The sequence below is a fragment of the Klebsiella sp. RHBSTW-00215 genome, from assembly GCF_014103785.1.
Taxonomy (GTDB): Bacteria; Pseudomonadota; Gammaproteobacteria; order Enterobacterales; family Enterobacteriaceae; genus Klebsiella.
Genome location: NZ_JABXQS010000001.1, coordinates 178,831 through 194,532, shown reverse-complemented (window position 1 = coordinate 194,532; position 15,702 = coordinate 178,831). Strand labels below are relative to the sequence as shown.

13 protein-coding genes are annotated in these 15,702 nt (G+C 56.0%); 7 read left to right on the top strand and 6 right to left on the bottom strand.

Annotated features, from left to right (window positions below):
• Positions 1-183 precede the first annotated feature (183 nt).
• Genes HV127_RS00980 through HV127_RS00965 form a run of 4 tightly spaced genes read left to right on the top strand, consistent with a single transcriptional unit; the run spans position 184 to position 4,656 of the window.
• Positions 184-1,638, top strand: a complete 1,455-nt coding sequence (locus tag HV127_RS00980) for an FAD-binding oxidoreductase (RefSeq protein ID WP_182234538.1) — start codon at positions 184-186, stop codon at positions 1,636-1,638.
• 57 nt (positions 1,639-1,695) lie between these two features.
• Positions 1,696-3,045 (top strand): MFS transporter, encoded by a 1,350-nt coding sequence (locus HV127_RS00975; protein WP_228727440.1) that lies wholly within the window; start codon positions 1,696-1,698, stop codon positions 3,043-3,045.
• Entirely contained in the window at positions 3,023-3,805 is a 783-nt protein-coding gene (locus HV127_RS00970) for an electron transfer flavoprotein subunit beta/FixA family protein (RefSeq protein WP_182234536.1), read from the top strand. Before HV127_RS00975 ends, HV127_RS00970 begins: the two co-directional genes overlap by 23 nt.
• A complete protein-coding gene (locus HV127_RS00965; protein ID WP_220471435.1) occupies positions 3,802-4,656 on the top strand; it encodes an electron transfer flavoprotein subunit alpha/FixB family protein in 855 nt (284 codons plus the stop codon). Before HV127_RS00970 ends, HV127_RS00965 begins: the two co-directional genes overlap by 4 nt.
• A 192-nt stretch (positions 4,657-4,848) precedes the next feature.
• Here HV127_RS00965 and HV127_RS00960 read toward each other — a convergent pair whose 3' ends face one another.
• From HV127_RS00960 to queD, 4 genes are all read right to left on the bottom strand, one after another.
• On the bottom strand, positions 4,849-5,424 hold the full coding sequence (locus HV127_RS00960) for a glycerol-3-phosphate responsive antiterminator (protein WP_181485107.1): 576 nt from the start codon (positions 5,422-5,424) through the stop codon (positions 4,849-4,851).
• 132 nt (positions 5,425-5,556) lie between these two features.
• A complete protein-coding gene (locus tag HV127_RS00955; protein WP_181485108.1) occupies positions 5,557-5,817 on the bottom strand; it encodes a ferredoxin family protein in 261 nt (86 codons plus the stop codon).
• Positions 5,808-7,079: an FAD-dependent oxidoreductase gene (locus HV127_RS00950; protein ID WP_182234532.1), complete on the bottom strand. Its 1,272-nt coding sequence runs from the start codon at positions 7,077-7,079 to the stop codon at positions 5,808-5,810. Before HV127_RS00950 ends, HV127_RS00955 begins: the two co-directional genes overlap by 10 nt.
• A gap of 80 nt (positions 7,080-7,159) precedes the next feature.
• A complete protein-coding gene (gene queD, locus HV127_RS00945; RefSeq protein ID WP_182234530.1) occupies positions 7,160-7,522 on the bottom strand; it encodes a 6-carboxytetrahydropterin synthase QueD in 363 nt (120 codons plus the stop codon).
• Between the two features lie 446 nt (positions 7,523-7,968).
• Between queD and cysJ the strand changes: the two genes are divergently transcribed.
• The 3 genes from cysJ to cysH all read left to right on the top strand — a co-directional run bounded on the left by cysJ (position 7,969) and on the right by cysH (position 12,384).
• On the top strand, positions 7,969-9,768 hold the full coding sequence (cysJ, locus tag HV127_RS00940; RefSeq protein WP_182234528.1) for an NADPH-dependent assimilatory sulfite reductase flavoprotein subunit: 1,800 nt from the start codon (positions 7,969-7,971) through the stop codon (positions 9,766-9,768).
• Positions 9,768-11,480, top strand: coding sequence for an assimilatory sulfite reductase (NADPH) hemoprotein subunit (gene cysI / locus HV127_RS00935; protein WP_182234526.1), 1,713 nt, complete (start codon positions 9,768-9,770; stop codon positions 11,478-11,480). Before cysJ ends, cysI begins: the two co-directional genes overlap by 1 nt.
• 169 nt (positions 11,481-11,649) lie before the next feature.
• On the top strand, positions 11,650-12,384 hold the full coding sequence (cysH, locus tag HV127_RS00930) for a phosphoadenosine phosphosulfate reductase (RefSeq protein WP_182234524.1): 735 nt from the start codon (positions 11,650-11,652) through the stop codon (positions 12,382-12,384).
• Between the two features lie 71 nt (positions 12,385-12,455).
• On the opposite strand, the gene HV127_RS00925 is transcribed toward cysH, so the two are convergent.
• Entirely contained in the window at positions 12,456-14,501 is a 2,046-nt protein-coding gene (locus HV127_RS00925) for a hypothetical protein (RefSeq protein ID WP_182234522.1), read from the bottom strand.
• Positions 14,488-15,675 carry a DUF3142 domain-containing protein gene (locus tag HV127_RS00920; RefSeq protein ID WP_182234520.1) on the bottom strand — a complete coding sequence of 396 codons (1,188 nt, stop codon included), beginning with the start codon at positions 15,673-15,675 and terminating at the stop codon, positions 14,488-14,490. Before HV127_RS00920 ends, HV127_RS00925 begins: the two co-directional genes overlap by 14 nt.
• Between the last annotated feature and the right edge of the window lie 27 nt (positions 15,676-15,702).

The window sequence follows — 15,702 nt, the reverse complement described above, 5'->3', positions numbered from 1 at the left end:
GGTGGTTTCTGTTTCCATTTATTATATTACACAAAATCATTCAAGATGCATCGAGGCGGCAAGGGAATTAAATCCCCAGGAGCATAGATGACTATGTGACTGGGGTTTATGAGCGCAGCCAACAAAGAGGCAGTTTGAAGGATGACGTGTATATTCCGAATTAATTATCAGGAAGGAATTACTATGTCTCTATCCCGTGAAGCGATTGTTGACCAATTAAAAGAAATTGTTGGCTCCGATCGCGTTATTACTGATGAAACCGTTTTAAAGCGAAATAGTATTGACCGTTTTCGTAAATATGCGGACATCCATGGCGTTTTTACACTGCCGCTGCCTGCCGCAGTGGTTAAGTTAGGCTCGACCGAACAGGTTTCCAACGTGCTGGCGTTTATGAACCAGCATAAAATCAACGGCGTTCCGCGTACCGGTGCATCCGCGACCGAAGGCGGCCTGGAAACCGTGGTGGAAAATTCCGTGGTGCTGGACGGCGCTGGAATGAACCAAATCCTCAATATTGATATTGAGAATATGCAGGCGACCGCGCAGTGTGGCGTACCGCTCGAAATTCTGGAAAACGCGCTGCGGGCTAAAGGCTATACCACCGGACACTCACCGCAGTCTAAACCGCTGGCACAGATGGGCGGCCTGGTGGCAACCCGCAGCATCGGCCAGTTTTCCACGCTGTACGGGGCGATTGAAGATATGGTGGTCGGGTTGGAAGCCGTGCTGCCGGACGGCACCGTCACCCGCATCAAAAACGTTCCGCGCCGCGCCGCCGGGCCGGACATTCGCCACATCATTATCGGCAACGAAGGTGCGCTGTGCTATATCACTGAAGTCACAGTGAAAATCTTCAAATTTACCCCAGAAAATAACCTGTTCTACGGCTTTATCCTGGATGACATGAAGGTTGGATTCAATATCCTGCGCGAAGTGATGGTGGAAGGGTATCGCCCGTCAATTGCTCGCCTTTACGATGCAGAAGATGGCACCCAACACTTTACCCATTTTGCCGATGGCAAATGCGTTCTGATCTTTATGGCGGAAGGCAACCCGCTGATGGCGAAAGCGACCGGTGAAGGGATTGCGGAAGTGGTTGCGCGCTATCCACAGTGCCAGCGCGTGGACAGCAAGCTGATCGAAGCCTGGTTTAATCACCTGAACTGGGGCCCGGAAAAAGTGGCTGCTGAACGTGTGCAGATCCTCAAAACCGGCAATATGGGCTTCACTACCGAGGTTTCCGGCTGCTGGAGCTGCATCCATGAAATCTATGAAAGCGTGATCAACCGCATCCGCACCGAATTTCCTCACGCGGACGATATCACCATGCTGGGCGGCCACTCTTCACATAGCTACATGAACGGCACCAACATGTACTTCGTCTACGACTACAACGTGGTGGACTGCAAGCCGGAAGAGGAAATCGATAAGTACCACAACCCGCTGAACAAGATTATCTGCGAAGAGACGATTCGTCTCGGCGGTTCGATGGTGCATCACCACGGGATTGGTAAACATCGCGTTCACTGGAGCAAGCTGGAACACGGTAGCGCCTGGCCGCTGCTGGAAGGGCTGAAGAAGCAGTTTGATCCAAACGGTATCATGAATACCGGAACGATTTATCCGATTGAAAAATAAGAGTGACACGGCTTCTCAACCGGGAAGCCGTTTTTATCGGACCATGAAGGGATAGAAATGAACACTTCACCGGTGCGAATGGACGATTTACCGCTTAACGGTTTTCACTGCCGCATTGCCGCGCTGACCTTCGGCGCACATCTGGTTGACGGCTATGTCCTCGGCGTTATCGGTTACGCCATTATTCAACTGACCCCTGCTATGCATCTGACGCCTTTTATGGCCGGGATGATTGGCGGGGCGGCGCTGCTTGGGCTTTTTATCGGCAGCCTGGTTCTGGGATGGGTTTCGGATCATATTGGCCGCCAGAAAATTTTCAACTTCAGCTTTGTGCTGATTACCGTCGCTTCATTTCTGCAATTTTTTGCCACCACACCCGAACAGCTGATTGGTTTGCGAGTCCTGATAGGGATCGGCCTTGGCGGAGATTACTCCGTGGGCCACACGTTGCTGGCCGAGTTCTCGCCGCGCAAACACCGGGGGATTCTGCTCGGTTCGTTTAGCGTGGTATGGACCGTCGGTTACGTCCTGGCAAGCCTTGCCGGACATCATTTTATTAGTGAAAACCCGGATGCATGGCGCTGGCTGCTGGCATCGTCAGCCCTGCCAGCACTGCTCATCACACTGTTGCGCTGGGGAACGCCGGAATCCCCACGCTGGTTGATGCGTCAGGGGCGGTTTGCTGAAGCCCATGCCGTGGTGCAGCGCTGTTTTGGTATGCACGTACAACTGGGCGATGAGGTAACGAAAGAGACGAATAAACATATCCTAACCCTGTTCTCATCCCGCTACTGGCGGCGCACGGCTTTTAATAGCATCTTTTTTGTCTGTCTGGTGATCCCATGGTTCGTTATCTACACCTGGCTTCCCACCATTGCTGAAACCATCGGCCTTGAAGATGCATTGACCGCCAGCCTGATGCTGAATGCGCTGCTGATTGTTGGCGCGCTGCTGGGCCTGGTATTGACCCATCTGCTGGCCCATCGCCATTTCCTGCTCGGCAGCTTTCTGCTGCTTGCGGCGACATTAATCGTGATGGCCTGCTTACCTCAAGGTAGTCACTGGACGTTGCTGCTTTTTGTCTTATTCAGCACCACGATTTCGGCGGTGAGTAACCTGGTAGGGATTTTACCCGCAGAAAGTTTTCCGACAGACATTCGTTCGCTGGGCGTTGGATTCGCCACCGCTATGAGCCGACTCGGCGCCGCAATCAGCACCGGCCTGCTGCCCTGGACCCTGGCGCAATGGGGGATGACGGTGACGCTGCTGCTATTGGCCGGGGTATTGCTGGTTGGCTTCGTGGTGACCTGGCTGTGGGCGCCGGAAACCAAAGCGCTGCCGCTGGTGGCGGCCGGAAGCGGCGACCAAAGACAAGGAGGTAAAAATGAACATTCTATTGGCGTTTAAGCCGGAACCTGATGCCAGCATGCTGGCTGAAAAGGACTGGCAGGCCGCCGGGCGGGATACCTGCGGCCCTGATGTCTCGCTATTGCGTTGCACTATCGGTGCCGATGAACAGGCCGCGGCTGCGCTGTTGTTGGCCCAGCGCAATGCAGGCTGCGAGATGAACCTGACCGCCTTAAGCATTGGCGATGAACGCGCGCTGCACTGGCTGTGCTACTTCGCAGCGCTGGGATTTGATCAGCGGGTGCTGCTGGAGGTGGCTGCGGATTTACGCTTTACGCCATCGTTTATTGCCGGGCAAATTGCCGACTGGCAGCGCAGCCACGGTGCTGAGCTGATCGTCACCGGCTGTCAGAGCAGCGAAGGGCAGAATGGCCAGACGCCGTTTCTGCTGGCGGAAATGCTGGACTGGCCCTGTTTCACCCAGGTCGAGCGCTTTACCCTTGAGCCGCCTTTTATCGTTATCGAGCAGCGAACAACCCACGGTATCCGCCGTTGCAAGGTGCGGCTACCGGTGGTCATTGCCGTCAGGCAGTGCGGTGAGGTAGCGCTTGCGGTGCCCGGTATGCGCCAACGTCTGGCGGCGGCAAAGGCGGATGTCGTGCGTCAGGCGGTCAGCGCTGAGGTGATGCCCGCGGTTCAGTGCTTGCGTCTGACTCGCCCGGAACCGCGGCGCAGCGCGGTTATTGTCGAGGGGGCAACGGCGCAGGAGAAAGCCAGGATGCTATGGGAGAGTTATCTACGCCAGAGGATGCAGCCATGAAGATAGCGATGGTGATGACAGCGGGTGATCGCGCCGCGATGGGACACTGGCTGGCGACAAATGAGCCTGGTCAGGCGGAGGTGGAACGCTGGATTATTGATGCCGAACCGGAAGTTGCTGAGCAGCTTCTTGATGCGCTGGTCGTCCAGTGGCGGCAGACGCCGGTCGATATGTTGATATTTCCAGCCGGGATTTTGGGCGATGAGCTGGCAACAAGGCTGGCCTGGCGTTTACAAGGCGGCAGCGTATGTCAGGTGCTGTCAGTCAATGCGCAAGAGGGTAGAGTGACCAAATCTCATTGGGGCAATGCATTGACGGCTACCCTGGGGTTTAGCGCCCGACCGCTGTGCCTGTCTCTGGCGCGGCAAGCCGGCGGTAGCGTGACTGGTGATTTTCCCGCCGATCTGACGACACGCCATATTGCGCCGACGGTTTTACCCAACTGGTTAATCAGTGTTGAAAGCGTGGAGCGCTCGGGAGATCATCCCTTGCAGGAGGCGAATCAGGTGCTGGTTGTCGGGCAGGGCGGTGAGGTCGTTGATGCCGAAAAAATAGCGGCTATCGCGCAACGTCTGGGGGCGGAAGCGGGATACAGCCGTGCGCGGGTGATGAACGGCGGCTATGATGCCGATCGCCTGATTGGCATCTCAGGCCATCTTCTGGCGGCGGATGTCTGCATTGTGGTGGGCGCATCGGGCGCGGCGGCGCTGATGGCAGGCGTTCGGGATAGCCGGTTTATTGTGGCGATCAATCATGATGCCAGCGCGCCGGTATTCTCTCAGGCGGATGTTGGTATTGTTGACGATTGGCTACCGGTGCTTGAGGAACTGGTCGCCTGCGTAGAAGCATAGTGCCAACCATTCTGCCGGATGGCGGCTAGCGCCTTATCCGGCCTACAGATCGTGCGCTTTGTGGGAGAGTGGTTTTGTAGGCCGGGCGAGGCGTCAGCCGCCGCCCGGCAAAGACGCGAGCACAATATCTAAAACAGGTCCGGTAGCCCGGGTATGGCGTTTACGCCGCGACCCGGGAACAAAGCCGATAAATTAATTAAGCTGTTTTGCTAATTTCCAGACGTTGGTATTGGTGGTTGAAAGAGCCGCGACGCCCGCTTTCATCGCATTGCGCGCATCTTCCTCATCGCAAACCAATCCCCCGGCGATCAGCGGCTGGCGAATTTTCTCCGTTACCCATCCTAGGACTTTCGGCATACAGCCAGGCAGGATTTCAATGCAATCCGGATTAGACTGCGCCACCTGCTTATCAATATTGTGAAAGGAAATAGAGTCGACGATAAACAGACGATGAATGCAGAAGAAGCCTTCCGCTCTGGCCGCTTTGAGCATCGGCGCTTTAGTGCTGATGATGCCGTCCGCCTCGGTAACCAACTTCAAAAACTGAATCACCACCTCTTTATTAGACGCGCCCTCCAGCAGGTCGACATGAATAAACGCATATTTACCGGCGTTTTTGATCTTCTTGACGATGTTGCTGATGGTGCAGATATTGCCGTACAGCACGGAGATAAACTGGCATTCGGAATCGATGGCTAATTGCAGGCTGGCGTTATCTTTGACGGCCGCAATGACCGGATTTTGTCGGAGCAGGTGTAGCAGGGGCATGGTGTGTCCTTTGTATTTTATTCGTCATACTTCAAGCTGCTGGTACGGTTTTCTCCCTCTCCCCGAAGGGGAGAGGGAACCGTTCTGCTGGCGTTTTTTATTACATAACAATGTATTAGCCTTTCAGCTTTATTACCCAAAACGGAATGTAATACCAAAACCAGAGTCAGGATAGCGCCATTCTTTCAGCGTTGCCTCATCGCATAACAACCGGCAGGTGCCGCACTCCAGGCAGCCGCGATAGTCGACCCGCAGCTCACCTTCCGCCGTGCGTGAGAAAAGCCCGGCGGGGCAGGATTGAATCAGCAACTCGGCGATTTCCGGAGTCGGTGAAGCGGATGGAACAATATGCGGGCTGTCGGCGGGACGCCAGACGTTGCGGGCTACAGACATCGTAAACTCCTGACAAGATCGCCTGCCAGATGGCGCAGGCCGTGACGGCGAAGCTGACGCCAGACTATCTGGCGCAGCGGCGGAACCGGGCTCGCGCCCTGCAGCCAAAGTTCGCGGGAAATGTCTTCCATTAACGCAGGCCACTGGCGATACCAGCTGGGGCGTTGCAGCAGCGCGGGTACATGCTGATAGCGCTGAAGAATCTCCCACAGCAGGCTGCGCTCAACGTCCTGGTGATATTGTGCAAACAGGTTTTGCGGCGCGCTTTGCTGACAGGCTCGAATCAACGTTTGCGCTGCCGCCTGAGCACCGATGAGCGCCATATCCATCCCGCGCACGGTAAAGCCGGTATTGATACAGGTGCGCAGCGCATCGCCAACCAGTAGCCAGCCGTCTCCGCCGTACTGCACGGGCATGCTATGCAGACCGCCTTCGGGCACCAGATGCGCGCCATACTCCAGCGTTTCACTCCCACGTAGCAAAGGGCGCAGGGCCGGATGTGATTTGAGATTCTCCAGCAGTTCAGAGGCCGGAGCCGCGCCTTTTCCCAGCGAGGAGAGCGGGCAAACAATGCCGAATGAGAGGGTATCCTGATTGGTATAAAGAAACGCGCCGCCGGGCAAATCTCCGCAGACGCCGCCGGTGAAGAGCATCGCCGCCCCCTCGTTACCTTCCAGGCGAAAGCGATCTTCCAGCGTTTTTTGCTCCAGCGCCAGCACCGCTTTAATCCCTAACGCCATTGACGATGGGGAAGGGCGAGGCACTAAACCATGCCGCTCCGCCAGCTCACTGTTAGCCCCTTCCGCCAGTACGACGTAGCGGGCGCGCAGGGTTTCATTATCGCAAATAACGCCGCAGACCCGACCATTTTCACGATACAGCGCCTCGACCGTCGCCCCGGTAATACACTGGACGCCTTCATCTTCGGCCTGGCCGACAAACCACGGATCGAAGCGGGCGCGCAGTAGACTCCAGGAGTCGCCGTTGGGTTGCAGGCTGGAATACGTCGTTGCGCCGTTTGCGGTCATCAGGGCCAGACTTTCCTGGGTTATGCGGCGTTCAAGCGGAGCGGATTGCTGAAAATGAGGAAGGAGTTCGGCAAGCGCATGGCAATACAGCCGCCCGCCGGAAAGATTTTTACTGCCGGGAAGTTCTCCGCGTTCAAGCAACAGAACGGAAAGTCCTGCCCGCGCACAGCGTAAAGCACAAGCGGTGCCAGCCATCCCTGCACCAATGATAATAATATCAAAATCGTCAGCCATATTGCGCCCCAGATATCCAGAGCGCATAAGCTAACATGACGTTATTTAAGGAATATTGACCGCCGACACAAACGCTTTAATCACTCGCCGCGATAGACGCAGCCCGCTGTGCAGGTCTCTTTAATCATCACCGCGCTCAGTAGCGGAACCAGAGGTTTCATCTGATCCCAGATCCATTTTGCCAGCACTTCGCTGGTAGGATTTTCTAGTCCCGGAATATCGTTCAGATAGTAGTGATCCAGCCTGTCGTAAGTCGGCTTAAATGCGGCCTTAAGCTCGGCAAAATCCATGATCCACCCGGTATGGGGATCGACTTCACCGGTAATCTCCAGGCGCACCATAAAAGAGTGACCGTGCAGGCGACCGCACTTATGCCCTTGCGGTACATGCGGCAGGTGGTGAGCGGCTTCGAAGGTGAAATCTTTAAACAGCGTGGTGGACATCTTTTATTCTCAATATGGCAAAAAAACCGCCGTAGGGTACCGGAAAGCACCTTTTTTCGCATTAACTAAAACGGCCCTGAGCAGAAAATGGACATATTCATCTGGTTTATTGGAATTAAATTATTATATATCATGGGGTTATTTAATCGATTTTGTTGTTAATAACTATAACTAAAACAGGTTAGTCCATTTGGTTATTTGTTATTTCCATCCCTTCTTTAATTGTTACTATCTGCACCGTTACCCTTATCACTCGTCATACTTCGAGCCGCATGTGCGTTGGCTTTACTCGCTCACCCCAGTCACTTACTTATGTAAGCTCCCGGGGATTCGCTGCGTCGCCGCCTGCCTGCAACTCGAATTATTTAGAGTGAACACATTCTCTTTTGTTTTATCGCGCTGACAGGCTGCGACTAACAGCTTTGCTTACTGGAACATAACGACGCATGACGACACAGGCCCCACCTTCTAATTTGCTACCGCTTAACCCGGAGCAAATGGCGCGCCTTCAGGCGGCCACGACTGACTTCACGCCAACCCAGCTGGCCTGGGTTTCCGGCTATTTCTGGGGCGTGCTGAACCAGCAGCCCGGCGCGGCGGTTGTCGCTCCAGCCCAGGCAGCTGAAGTCCCTTCCATTACCCTTATTTCGGCATCGCAAACCGGCAACGCCCGCCGCGTCGCTGAAGCGCTGCGTGACGATTTGCAGGCCGCGCAACTGAACGTGAAGCTGGTTAACGCAGGCGACTATAAATTCAAACAAATTGCCTCCGAGAAACTGCTGGTTGTCGTGACGTCAACGCAAGGCGAAGGTGAGCCGCCGGAAGAAGCCGTCGCGCTGCATAAGTTCCTGTTTTCGAAAAAAGCGCCGAAGCTGACCGATACTGCGTTTGCCGTATTTGGCCTTGGCGATACCTCCTATGAATTCTTCTGCCAGTCCGGTAAAGATTTTGATAACAAACTGGCCGAACTGGGCGGTGAACGCCTGCTCGACCGGGTTGACTCTGATGTGGAATACCAGGGTGCCGCCGCTGAATGGCGTGCCCGCGTGGTTGAGGCGCTGAAAGCCCGCGCGCCTGCTGCCGCGCCGTCCCAACTGGTGACCAGCGGGGCGGTGAATGAGATTCACACCAGCCCGTATACCAAAGAAGCGCCGCTGACCGCGACGCTCGCCGCGAATCAAAAAATCACCGGTCGCGATTCAGAAAAAGATGTGCGCCATATTGAAATCGACCTCGGCGACTCCGGCCTGCGCTACCAGCCGGGCGATGCGCTGGGCGTCTGGTACCAGAACGACCCTGCTCTGGTCAAAGAACTGGTGGAGCTGCTGTGGCTGCAGGGCACGGAACCGGTGACAGTTGACGGTAAAACCCTGCCGCTTGCTGAAGCGCTGGAGTGGCACTTCGAGCTGACGGTTAACACCGGCAATATCGTTGAGAACTACGCCACCTTAACCCGCAGCGAATCTCTGCTGCCGATGGTGGGCGATAAGGCACAGCTCCAGCATTACGCCGCGACCACGCCGATCGTCGACATGGTGCGTTTCTCTCCGGCGCAACTGGATGCTCAGGTAGTGATTGACCTGCTGCGCCCGCTGACGCCGCGCCTGTACTCTATCGCCTCTTCGCAGGCGGAAACCGAAAACGAAGTGCACGTTACCGTCGGCGTTGTCCGCTATGACATCGAAGGCCGCGCCCGCACCGGCGGCGCTTCCAGCTTCCTTGCCGACCGCGTCGAAGAAGATGGCGAAGTTCGCGTCTTTATCGAGCATAACGATAACTTCCGTCTGCCTGCTAACCCAGAGACGCCAGTTATCATGATTGGCCCGGGTACCGGCATCGCGCCGTTCCGCGCCTTTATGCAGCAGCGCGCGGCAGAAGGAGCAGAAGGCAAGAACTGGCTGTTCTTCGGCAACCCGCACTTTACCGAAGATTTCCTCTACCAGGTGGAGTGGCAGAACTACGTCAAAGAGGGCGTACTGAGCCGCATCGACCTGGCCTGGTCTCGCGACCAAAAAGAAAAAGTATACGTACAAGACAAACTGCGCGAACAGGGCGCAGAGCTGTGGCGCTGGATTAACGACGGTGCCCATATTTATGTCTGCGGCGATGCCAATCGTATGGCAAAAGACGTTGAGCAGACGTTGCTGGAAGTGATTGCCGAATTTGGCGCGATGGACGCCGAAGCGGCGGACGAATTTTTAAGTGAGCTGCGCGTTGAGCGCCGTTATCAGCGAGATGTCTACTAATGAGCGAAAAACATCCAGGCCCGCTGGTGGTCGAAGGTAAACTGGTCGATGCCGAGCGCATGAAGATCGAAAGTAACTACCTGCGCGGCACCATTGCGGAAGATCTGAACGACGGTCTGACCGGCGGTTTTAAAGGCGATAACTTCCTGCTGATCCGCTTTCACGGCATGTATCAGCAGGATGATCGCGATATTCGCGCCGAGCGTGCGGCACAGAAGCTGGAACCGCGCCATGCGATGCTGCTGCGCTGCCGCCTGCCGGGCGGGGTGATCACCACTAAACAGTGGCAGGCGATCGATAAATTCGCTGCCGATAACACCATTTACGGCAGCATCCGTCTGACCAACCGTCAGACCTTCCAGTTCCACGGCATTCTGAAGAAGAACGTCAAGCCGGTGCACCAGATGCTGCATTCGGTCGGGCTGGATGCGCTGGCGACCGCTAACGATATGAACCGTAACGTGCTGTGTACCTCTAACCCGAACGAGTCTCAGCTTCATGCTGAAGCCTATGAATGGGCGAAGAAGATCTCCGAGCACCTGCTGCCGCGTACTCGCGCTTATGCAGAGATCTGGTTGGATCAGAAGAAGGTCGCCACCACCGATGAAGAGCCGATCCTCGGTCAGACCTATCTGCCGCGTAAGTTCAAAACGACCGTGGTGATCCCGCCGCAGAACGATATCGATCTGCACGCTAACGATATGAACTTCGTAGCGATTGCCGAAAACGGCAAGCTGGTGGGCTTTAATCTGCTGGTTGGCGGCGGTTTATCCATCGAGCACGGCAACAAGAAAACCTACGCCCGCACGGCGAGCGAATTCGGCTATCTGCCGATTGAGCACACTCTGGCGGTGGCGGAAGCGGTGGTGACCACCCAGCGCGATTGGGGTAACCGTACCGACCGTAAAAATGCCAAAACCAAATATACTCTTGAGCGCGTCGGCGTTGAGACCTTCAAGGCGGAAGTGGAGCGCCGGGCGGGGATCAAGTTTGAGCCGATTCGCCCTTACGAGTTTACCGGCCGCGGCGATCGCATCGGTTGGGTAAAAGGTATCGACAATAACTGGCACCTGACGCTGTTTATTGAAAACGGTCGTATCCTTGATTACCCGGGGCGTCCGTTGAAAACTGGCCTGTTGAAGATTGCGAAGATCCATAAAGGTGAATTCCGCATTACGGCCAACCAGAACCTGATCATTGCCGGTGTTCCTGACGATCAGAAGGCGAAGATCGAGAAGCTGGCCCGCGATCACGGTCTGATGAATGCCGTCACGCCGCAGCGTGAAAACTCCATGGCCTGCGTGTCGTTTCCGACCTGTCCGCTGGCGATGGCCGAAGCCGAACGCTTCCTGCCATCGTTCACCGATAAAGTTGAGGGAGTGATGAGCAAGCATGGCGTCGCTGATGAGCATATCGTCACCCGCGTGACCGGCTGCCCGAACGGCTGCGGCCGCGCGATGCTGGCGGAGGTGGGTCTGGTGGGTAAAGCGCCGGGCCGCTACAACCTGCACCTCGGGGGTAACCGCAGCGGGACGCGTATTCCGCGCATGTATCGGGAAAATATTACCGAGTCGGAAATTCTCGACTCTCTTGACGAACTGGTAGGGCGCTGGGCGAAAGAGCGCGAAGCGGGTGAAGGCTTCGGCGACTTTACGGTGCGTGCGGGCATCATTCGCCCGGTGCTCGACCCAGCCCGGGATTTCTGGGAATAACACCGTCACCCCTCACCCTAACCCTCTCCCCGTGGGGGAGAGGGGATAGTTCGTTGCCGTCTTTTCTCTCCCCGTTCCTACGGGGCTAGTAGGCCACCGGAGCTGTCTTTTCTCCCTCGCCCCTTTGGGGAGAGGGCCGGGGTGAGGGGAACAAACAAATGAGGTCTTTATGTCCGTACTCGATCTAAACGTGCTTAACGAATTACCGAAGGTCGATCGCGTTTTGCAACTGGCGGAAACCAACAGCCAGCTGGAAAAGCTGAGCGCGGAAGAGCGTGTTGCGTGGGCGCTGGAAAACCTGCCGGGCGAATACGTGCTCTCTTCGAGCTTTGGTATTCAGGCGGCGGTAAGCCTGCATCTGGTCAGTCAGGTTCGCCCGGATATTCCGGTCATTCTGACCGACACTGGCTACCTGTTCCCGGAAACCTACCAGTTTATCGACGAGTTAACGGACAAACTCAATCTGAACCTGAAGGTCTACCGGGCAAAGGAGAGCGCCGCCTGGCAGGAAGCGCGCTACGGCAAGCTGTGGGAGCAGGGCGTTGAAGGCATTGAGAAATACAATGACATCAACAAGGTTGAGCCGATGAACCGGGCGCTGGAAGAGCTGAACGCGCAAACCTGGTTTGCGGGCCTGCGCCGCGAGCAGTCCGGTAGCCGCGCACATTTACCAGTGCTGGCAATCCAACGCGGCGTATTTAAGATTCTGCCGATCATCGACTGGGACAACCGCACCGTCTATCAGTATCTGCAAAAACACGGCCTGAAATACCACCCGCTGTGGGATCAGGGTTATTTGTCGGTGGGAGATACCCATACCACCCGCAAATGGGAACCGGGAATGGCGGAAGAAGAAACGCGGTTCTTTGGGTTGAAAAGAGAGTGCGGGTTGCACGAAGGTTGAAAGATTAATATGAATCCCGGCGCTGCCGGGATTTTTTTACGTAAATGATTAATGAGTTATTCGGTGCCTTTCTAAATTTTTTCGTTATTGTTGAGTGCGGTAAACTCCGGCTTCGGGCAATTCTGACCAAAATTTTCTGCCCACGGGAACGGTGCGCCGTTTTTCACGTAGCGCTTGTACAGACGTCGTGCTGATTGGGGGTCCTGAGCCCATATCCAGCCTGTCGCATTGCACAGTACGGCGGCATAGGCCTGTGATTTGCGCGGCAATAAATCGGCGGCTTTCTCTGCAAGCTTCACCGCCTGCCAGCGATAGTGCATAAAATGGTTATCCTGTTTGGGCTGCGAGAGCTGAACGCGATAGCGCTCACCAGCGCTAATCCACGATTTGGTCGCCGGATTTTCTTCCGGGCCCCAGTCGTAATATGGCCAGGAATACCCGCCGTCGAAGAGTGCAAAATCCGGGGCCATCTCATAGCCAGTCAGCCACATTCCTTGATTGCGCAGAACTAGCGCGGCCTGCCACCAGGCCTGCGCTGTCGCTATTTTTTGCCCTTTTTTTGGCACGGTATTAATAAATGAGAGAGCCCTTTCTCGATCCTCGGGAATGGCAAAATAAGTCAGCGCTTTTTGATACTGACCTTCACGCATCAGACGGCGGGCGAGCAGGGCGCGCAGCCTGACGTCAGCGCTATAGCGTGCGGTATTTTCAGGCTGATTGAGTAAAGGAGGATTCGGCGCGGGGACATATTTATCCACAAACGCGATAAGCTCCTTTACCGTCAGCACCTGTTCGGCAATCTGCGCTAAGTCCGGCCAGTAGCTGTCTTTGGCTTTGTACATTAAGCGCATCGCCTCCAGATAGTCGTTACGGTTTAACGCCAGGATCGCCTGCTCGGCATTGATACGACAGGACGGAATAACAAACTCATCGCCAACAATCTCACTATTATCAGGCTGGGGACCCCATACTTCGTTTACTGGAAACGACGCGGCGGCTTTTGCATACCATGCGGTCGCGGCTTTTACATCTCCCTCTCGCAGCGCCATTTTGGCTTGCACCCATGCGGTTAGCCCATTTTCTTTAGCATTTTTCAGCAGCAGGGTCACCAGAGGATACTGGCCATTGCGGTAGGCAAGGGCGATCAGACGATCGCTGCCGGGCATGTCGTAATTTATTTTCTGCGCCAGCTTAGCTATCACCTCATTATGGTAATTTTTGATCTCTTTCTCGTTATTGGGTCTGGGTTCTGGCTCGAACAAGGAATTGGAAGATCGCGTGAAAAAACTCACAATAAGCAGTTGCTGAATAACCGGATCGTCAATGCCCGGTTGCAGGAAGTTCTCGTTTTCCGGATGGCTCAGAATATCGGCGGTATAGCGTAAGGAGAGGCTGCCGGTGGGCGAACCCTGAGCCGCTTGCTGGGCGTAGAGGTGGGCCGCGGCAAGCGGTTCGCTCTGCCAGTGTTTGATGCGTCCCTGCTGACCGAGGCTTGCCAGCGAGAGCAGCTCCGGGTCTTCTTGTCCATTGCGCACAGCGTCGATAATTTGCTGATAAAGCTCGAAAGCTTCACGCAGCTCCTGCTCGCTACCGTGAGAATTATCTTTGCTGGAAAGCGGATATCCGCTCTCAGAGCGAGGCGCAGGATAGTCACCCATTAAATCCCGGGCCAGCGAGTAGCGCGCTTTTAGCCCCCATTCACCCTGCTGATCTACAGGAAGCGCTATCACTTGGCGAAAGTAGTCGCGCGCCCGATTATCGTAAGTGGCAAAGGCTACCGCCCCGAGCACATACAGACGTGCTGCTGTCGGCAGGCTGACCGCCAACTTTTCTGCCGCGTCTACTGAGCCACTGGCTCGGATCTCTTTGATTAAAACGTCCTGCGCGGAAGGCGGTGCGGGTTTATCGCCAGACGTATCACGCCATTGCGGCAGACGCGGATCGGCAGGCACCAGGCGGCTACTCTCTAAATCAAAGCTCCCCTCCGGGAGATAAAGCAGATTGGCGTTACGGTTTTGCAGTAAATAGTTGGGGAAGTACGGCCCACAGGCATGGCTATTGATGGCGGCCAGCGCGGTGGTCAGGAGCACGGCCAGAGGTAATTTACGGGTTAACATGAAACTCTCCTTGTGGTGGCGATGGGCATCTTGCCCAGCCGATGGCCCGCGTCTGCCCGGCGCGCAGCAGTGCCGGGGAGGTCAGGTAAAATGTCTGCTCGTCAAAGCGGTAGCTGCCCACACCGTCTACGGCGAGACAATCTTCAGTCTGTAACGTAATGCTTGCCGGGAGCTGCGCATCAATATCGCCCGCATTTTTTATCGCCAGTTCGTAGAGCGTGGAGTCTGCGCTGGCGCTCGTTTGGTCAGGAACCGCCAGCCACTGCCAGCGGGAGCTTAATGGCCGGTGGTGGATAACCGCTTCCAGGGTGGAAAGCGACCAGGCGCGGCTGTCGCTCTCCAGCGGCAGGCGGAACCAGGCGATGCCCGCAAAGTTTTTGGGCGGATGCTGTTCGAGTTCGCGGGTAAAGGCGTCGATTTGCGGCGGCGATACGCTAAGTTCTTGTTTCTCGCCCGCGATGCCCAGCGGCGACTCGCTTTCTACCCGGGCGGGCTGTCCGGGCGTGGAAACCAGCGCAGAACCATAGGCCGGGAGCGCCAGGTAGTACGGATGTGGGGAGATCAGTGCATATTGCCCGCTCCAGCGCAGCGCTTGCACCGGGTCAAACAAACCCTGCTGCGGCGACAGCACGCTGTGCAGCTGTAGCACGGAGCTATCGACCGCGGCCAGCAGGGCAGGAAGCTGAGATGAAGCGAGCCAGGTAGGCAGTGCGGTGATGCTGAGCTTGATGTCTGGAGGCAGCGCCTGGCGTAATGCAGCAAGTAGACGCTGGTATTCGACGAGGCGCGAGGTGGGCGCATCGTAATCTATTTCTATCGCGGTGAGGTTCACGCCAGCGCTGCGCCAGCGGTCGATGATGCTTTGAATCTGCGGCAAAATCGCCGCCGTATCCAGCTGCGTCAGGCTACCGTCGAGGCGAACCACCAGCCACACCGGGCGGCCATCCTGCTGTAATAATGGTGTGTCGACCCGGGCAATGCGCGCACCTTCCTGGGGATGAATTTGCAGCCCCAGTACGCGCAAAGTGGAAAAAAGATCGTGGCTTTGGCGCAGCGCTGTTTCATGCCCGGCGTTCCAGACCCGCTGCCAGATATAGACCTGGCTGTCGGCAACAGAATGTCCGCTGACAGCCAGTAAAAGAAACAACAGCATGAAAAAACGAGCGTGCATCATGGCGACAATCCTTGTGGCCTGGCTTTA

Coding starts and splice junctions, on each gene's coding strand:
- HV127_RS00980 (WP_182234538.1), top strand. CDS start 184: ATGTCTCTATCCCGTGAAGCGATTGTTGACCAATTAAAAGAAATTGTT.
- HV127_RS00975 (WP_228727440.1), top strand. CDS start 1,696: ATGAACACTTCACCGGTGCGAATGGACGATTTACCGCTTAACGGTTTT.
- HV127_RS00970 (WP_182234536.1), top strand. CDS start 3,023: ATGAACATTCTATTGGCGTTTAAGCCGGAACCTGATGCCAGCATGCTG.
- HV127_RS00965 (WP_220471435.1), top strand. CDS start 3,802: ATGAAGATAGCGATGGTGATGACAGCGGGTGATCGCGCCGCGATGGGA.
- HV127_RS00960 (WP_181485107.1), bottom strand. CDS start 5,424: ATGCCCCTGCTACACCTGCTCCGACAAAATCCGGTCATTGCGGCCGTC.
- HV127_RS00955 (WP_181485108.1), bottom strand. CDS start 5,817: ATGTCTGTAGCCCGCAACGTCTGGCGTCCCGCCGACAGCCCGCATATT.
- HV127_RS00950 (WP_182234532.1), bottom strand. CDS start 7,079: ATGGCTGACGATTTTGATATTATTATCATTGGTGCAGGGATGGCTGGC.
- queD (WP_182234530.1), bottom strand. CDS start 7,522: ATGTCCACCACGCTGTTTAAAGATTTCACCTTCGAAGCCGCTCACCAC.
- cysJ (WP_182234528.1), top strand. CDS start 7,969: ATGACGACACAGGCCCCACCTTCTAATTTGCTACCGCTTAACCCGGAG.
- cysI (WP_182234526.1), top strand. CDS start 9,768: ATGAGCGAAAAACATCCAGGCCCGCTGGTGGTCGAAGGTAAACTGGTC.
- cysH (WP_182234524.1), top strand. CDS start 11,650: ATGTCCGTACTCGATCTAAACGTGCTTAACGAATTACCGAAGGTCGAT.
- HV127_RS00925 (WP_182234522.1), bottom strand. CDS start 14,501: ATGTTAACCCGTAAATTACCTCTGGCCGTGCTCCTGACCACCGCGCTG.
- HV127_RS00920 (WP_182234520.1), bottom strand. CDS start 15,675: ATGATGCACGCTCGTTTTTTCATGCTGTTGTTTCTTTTACTGGCTGTC.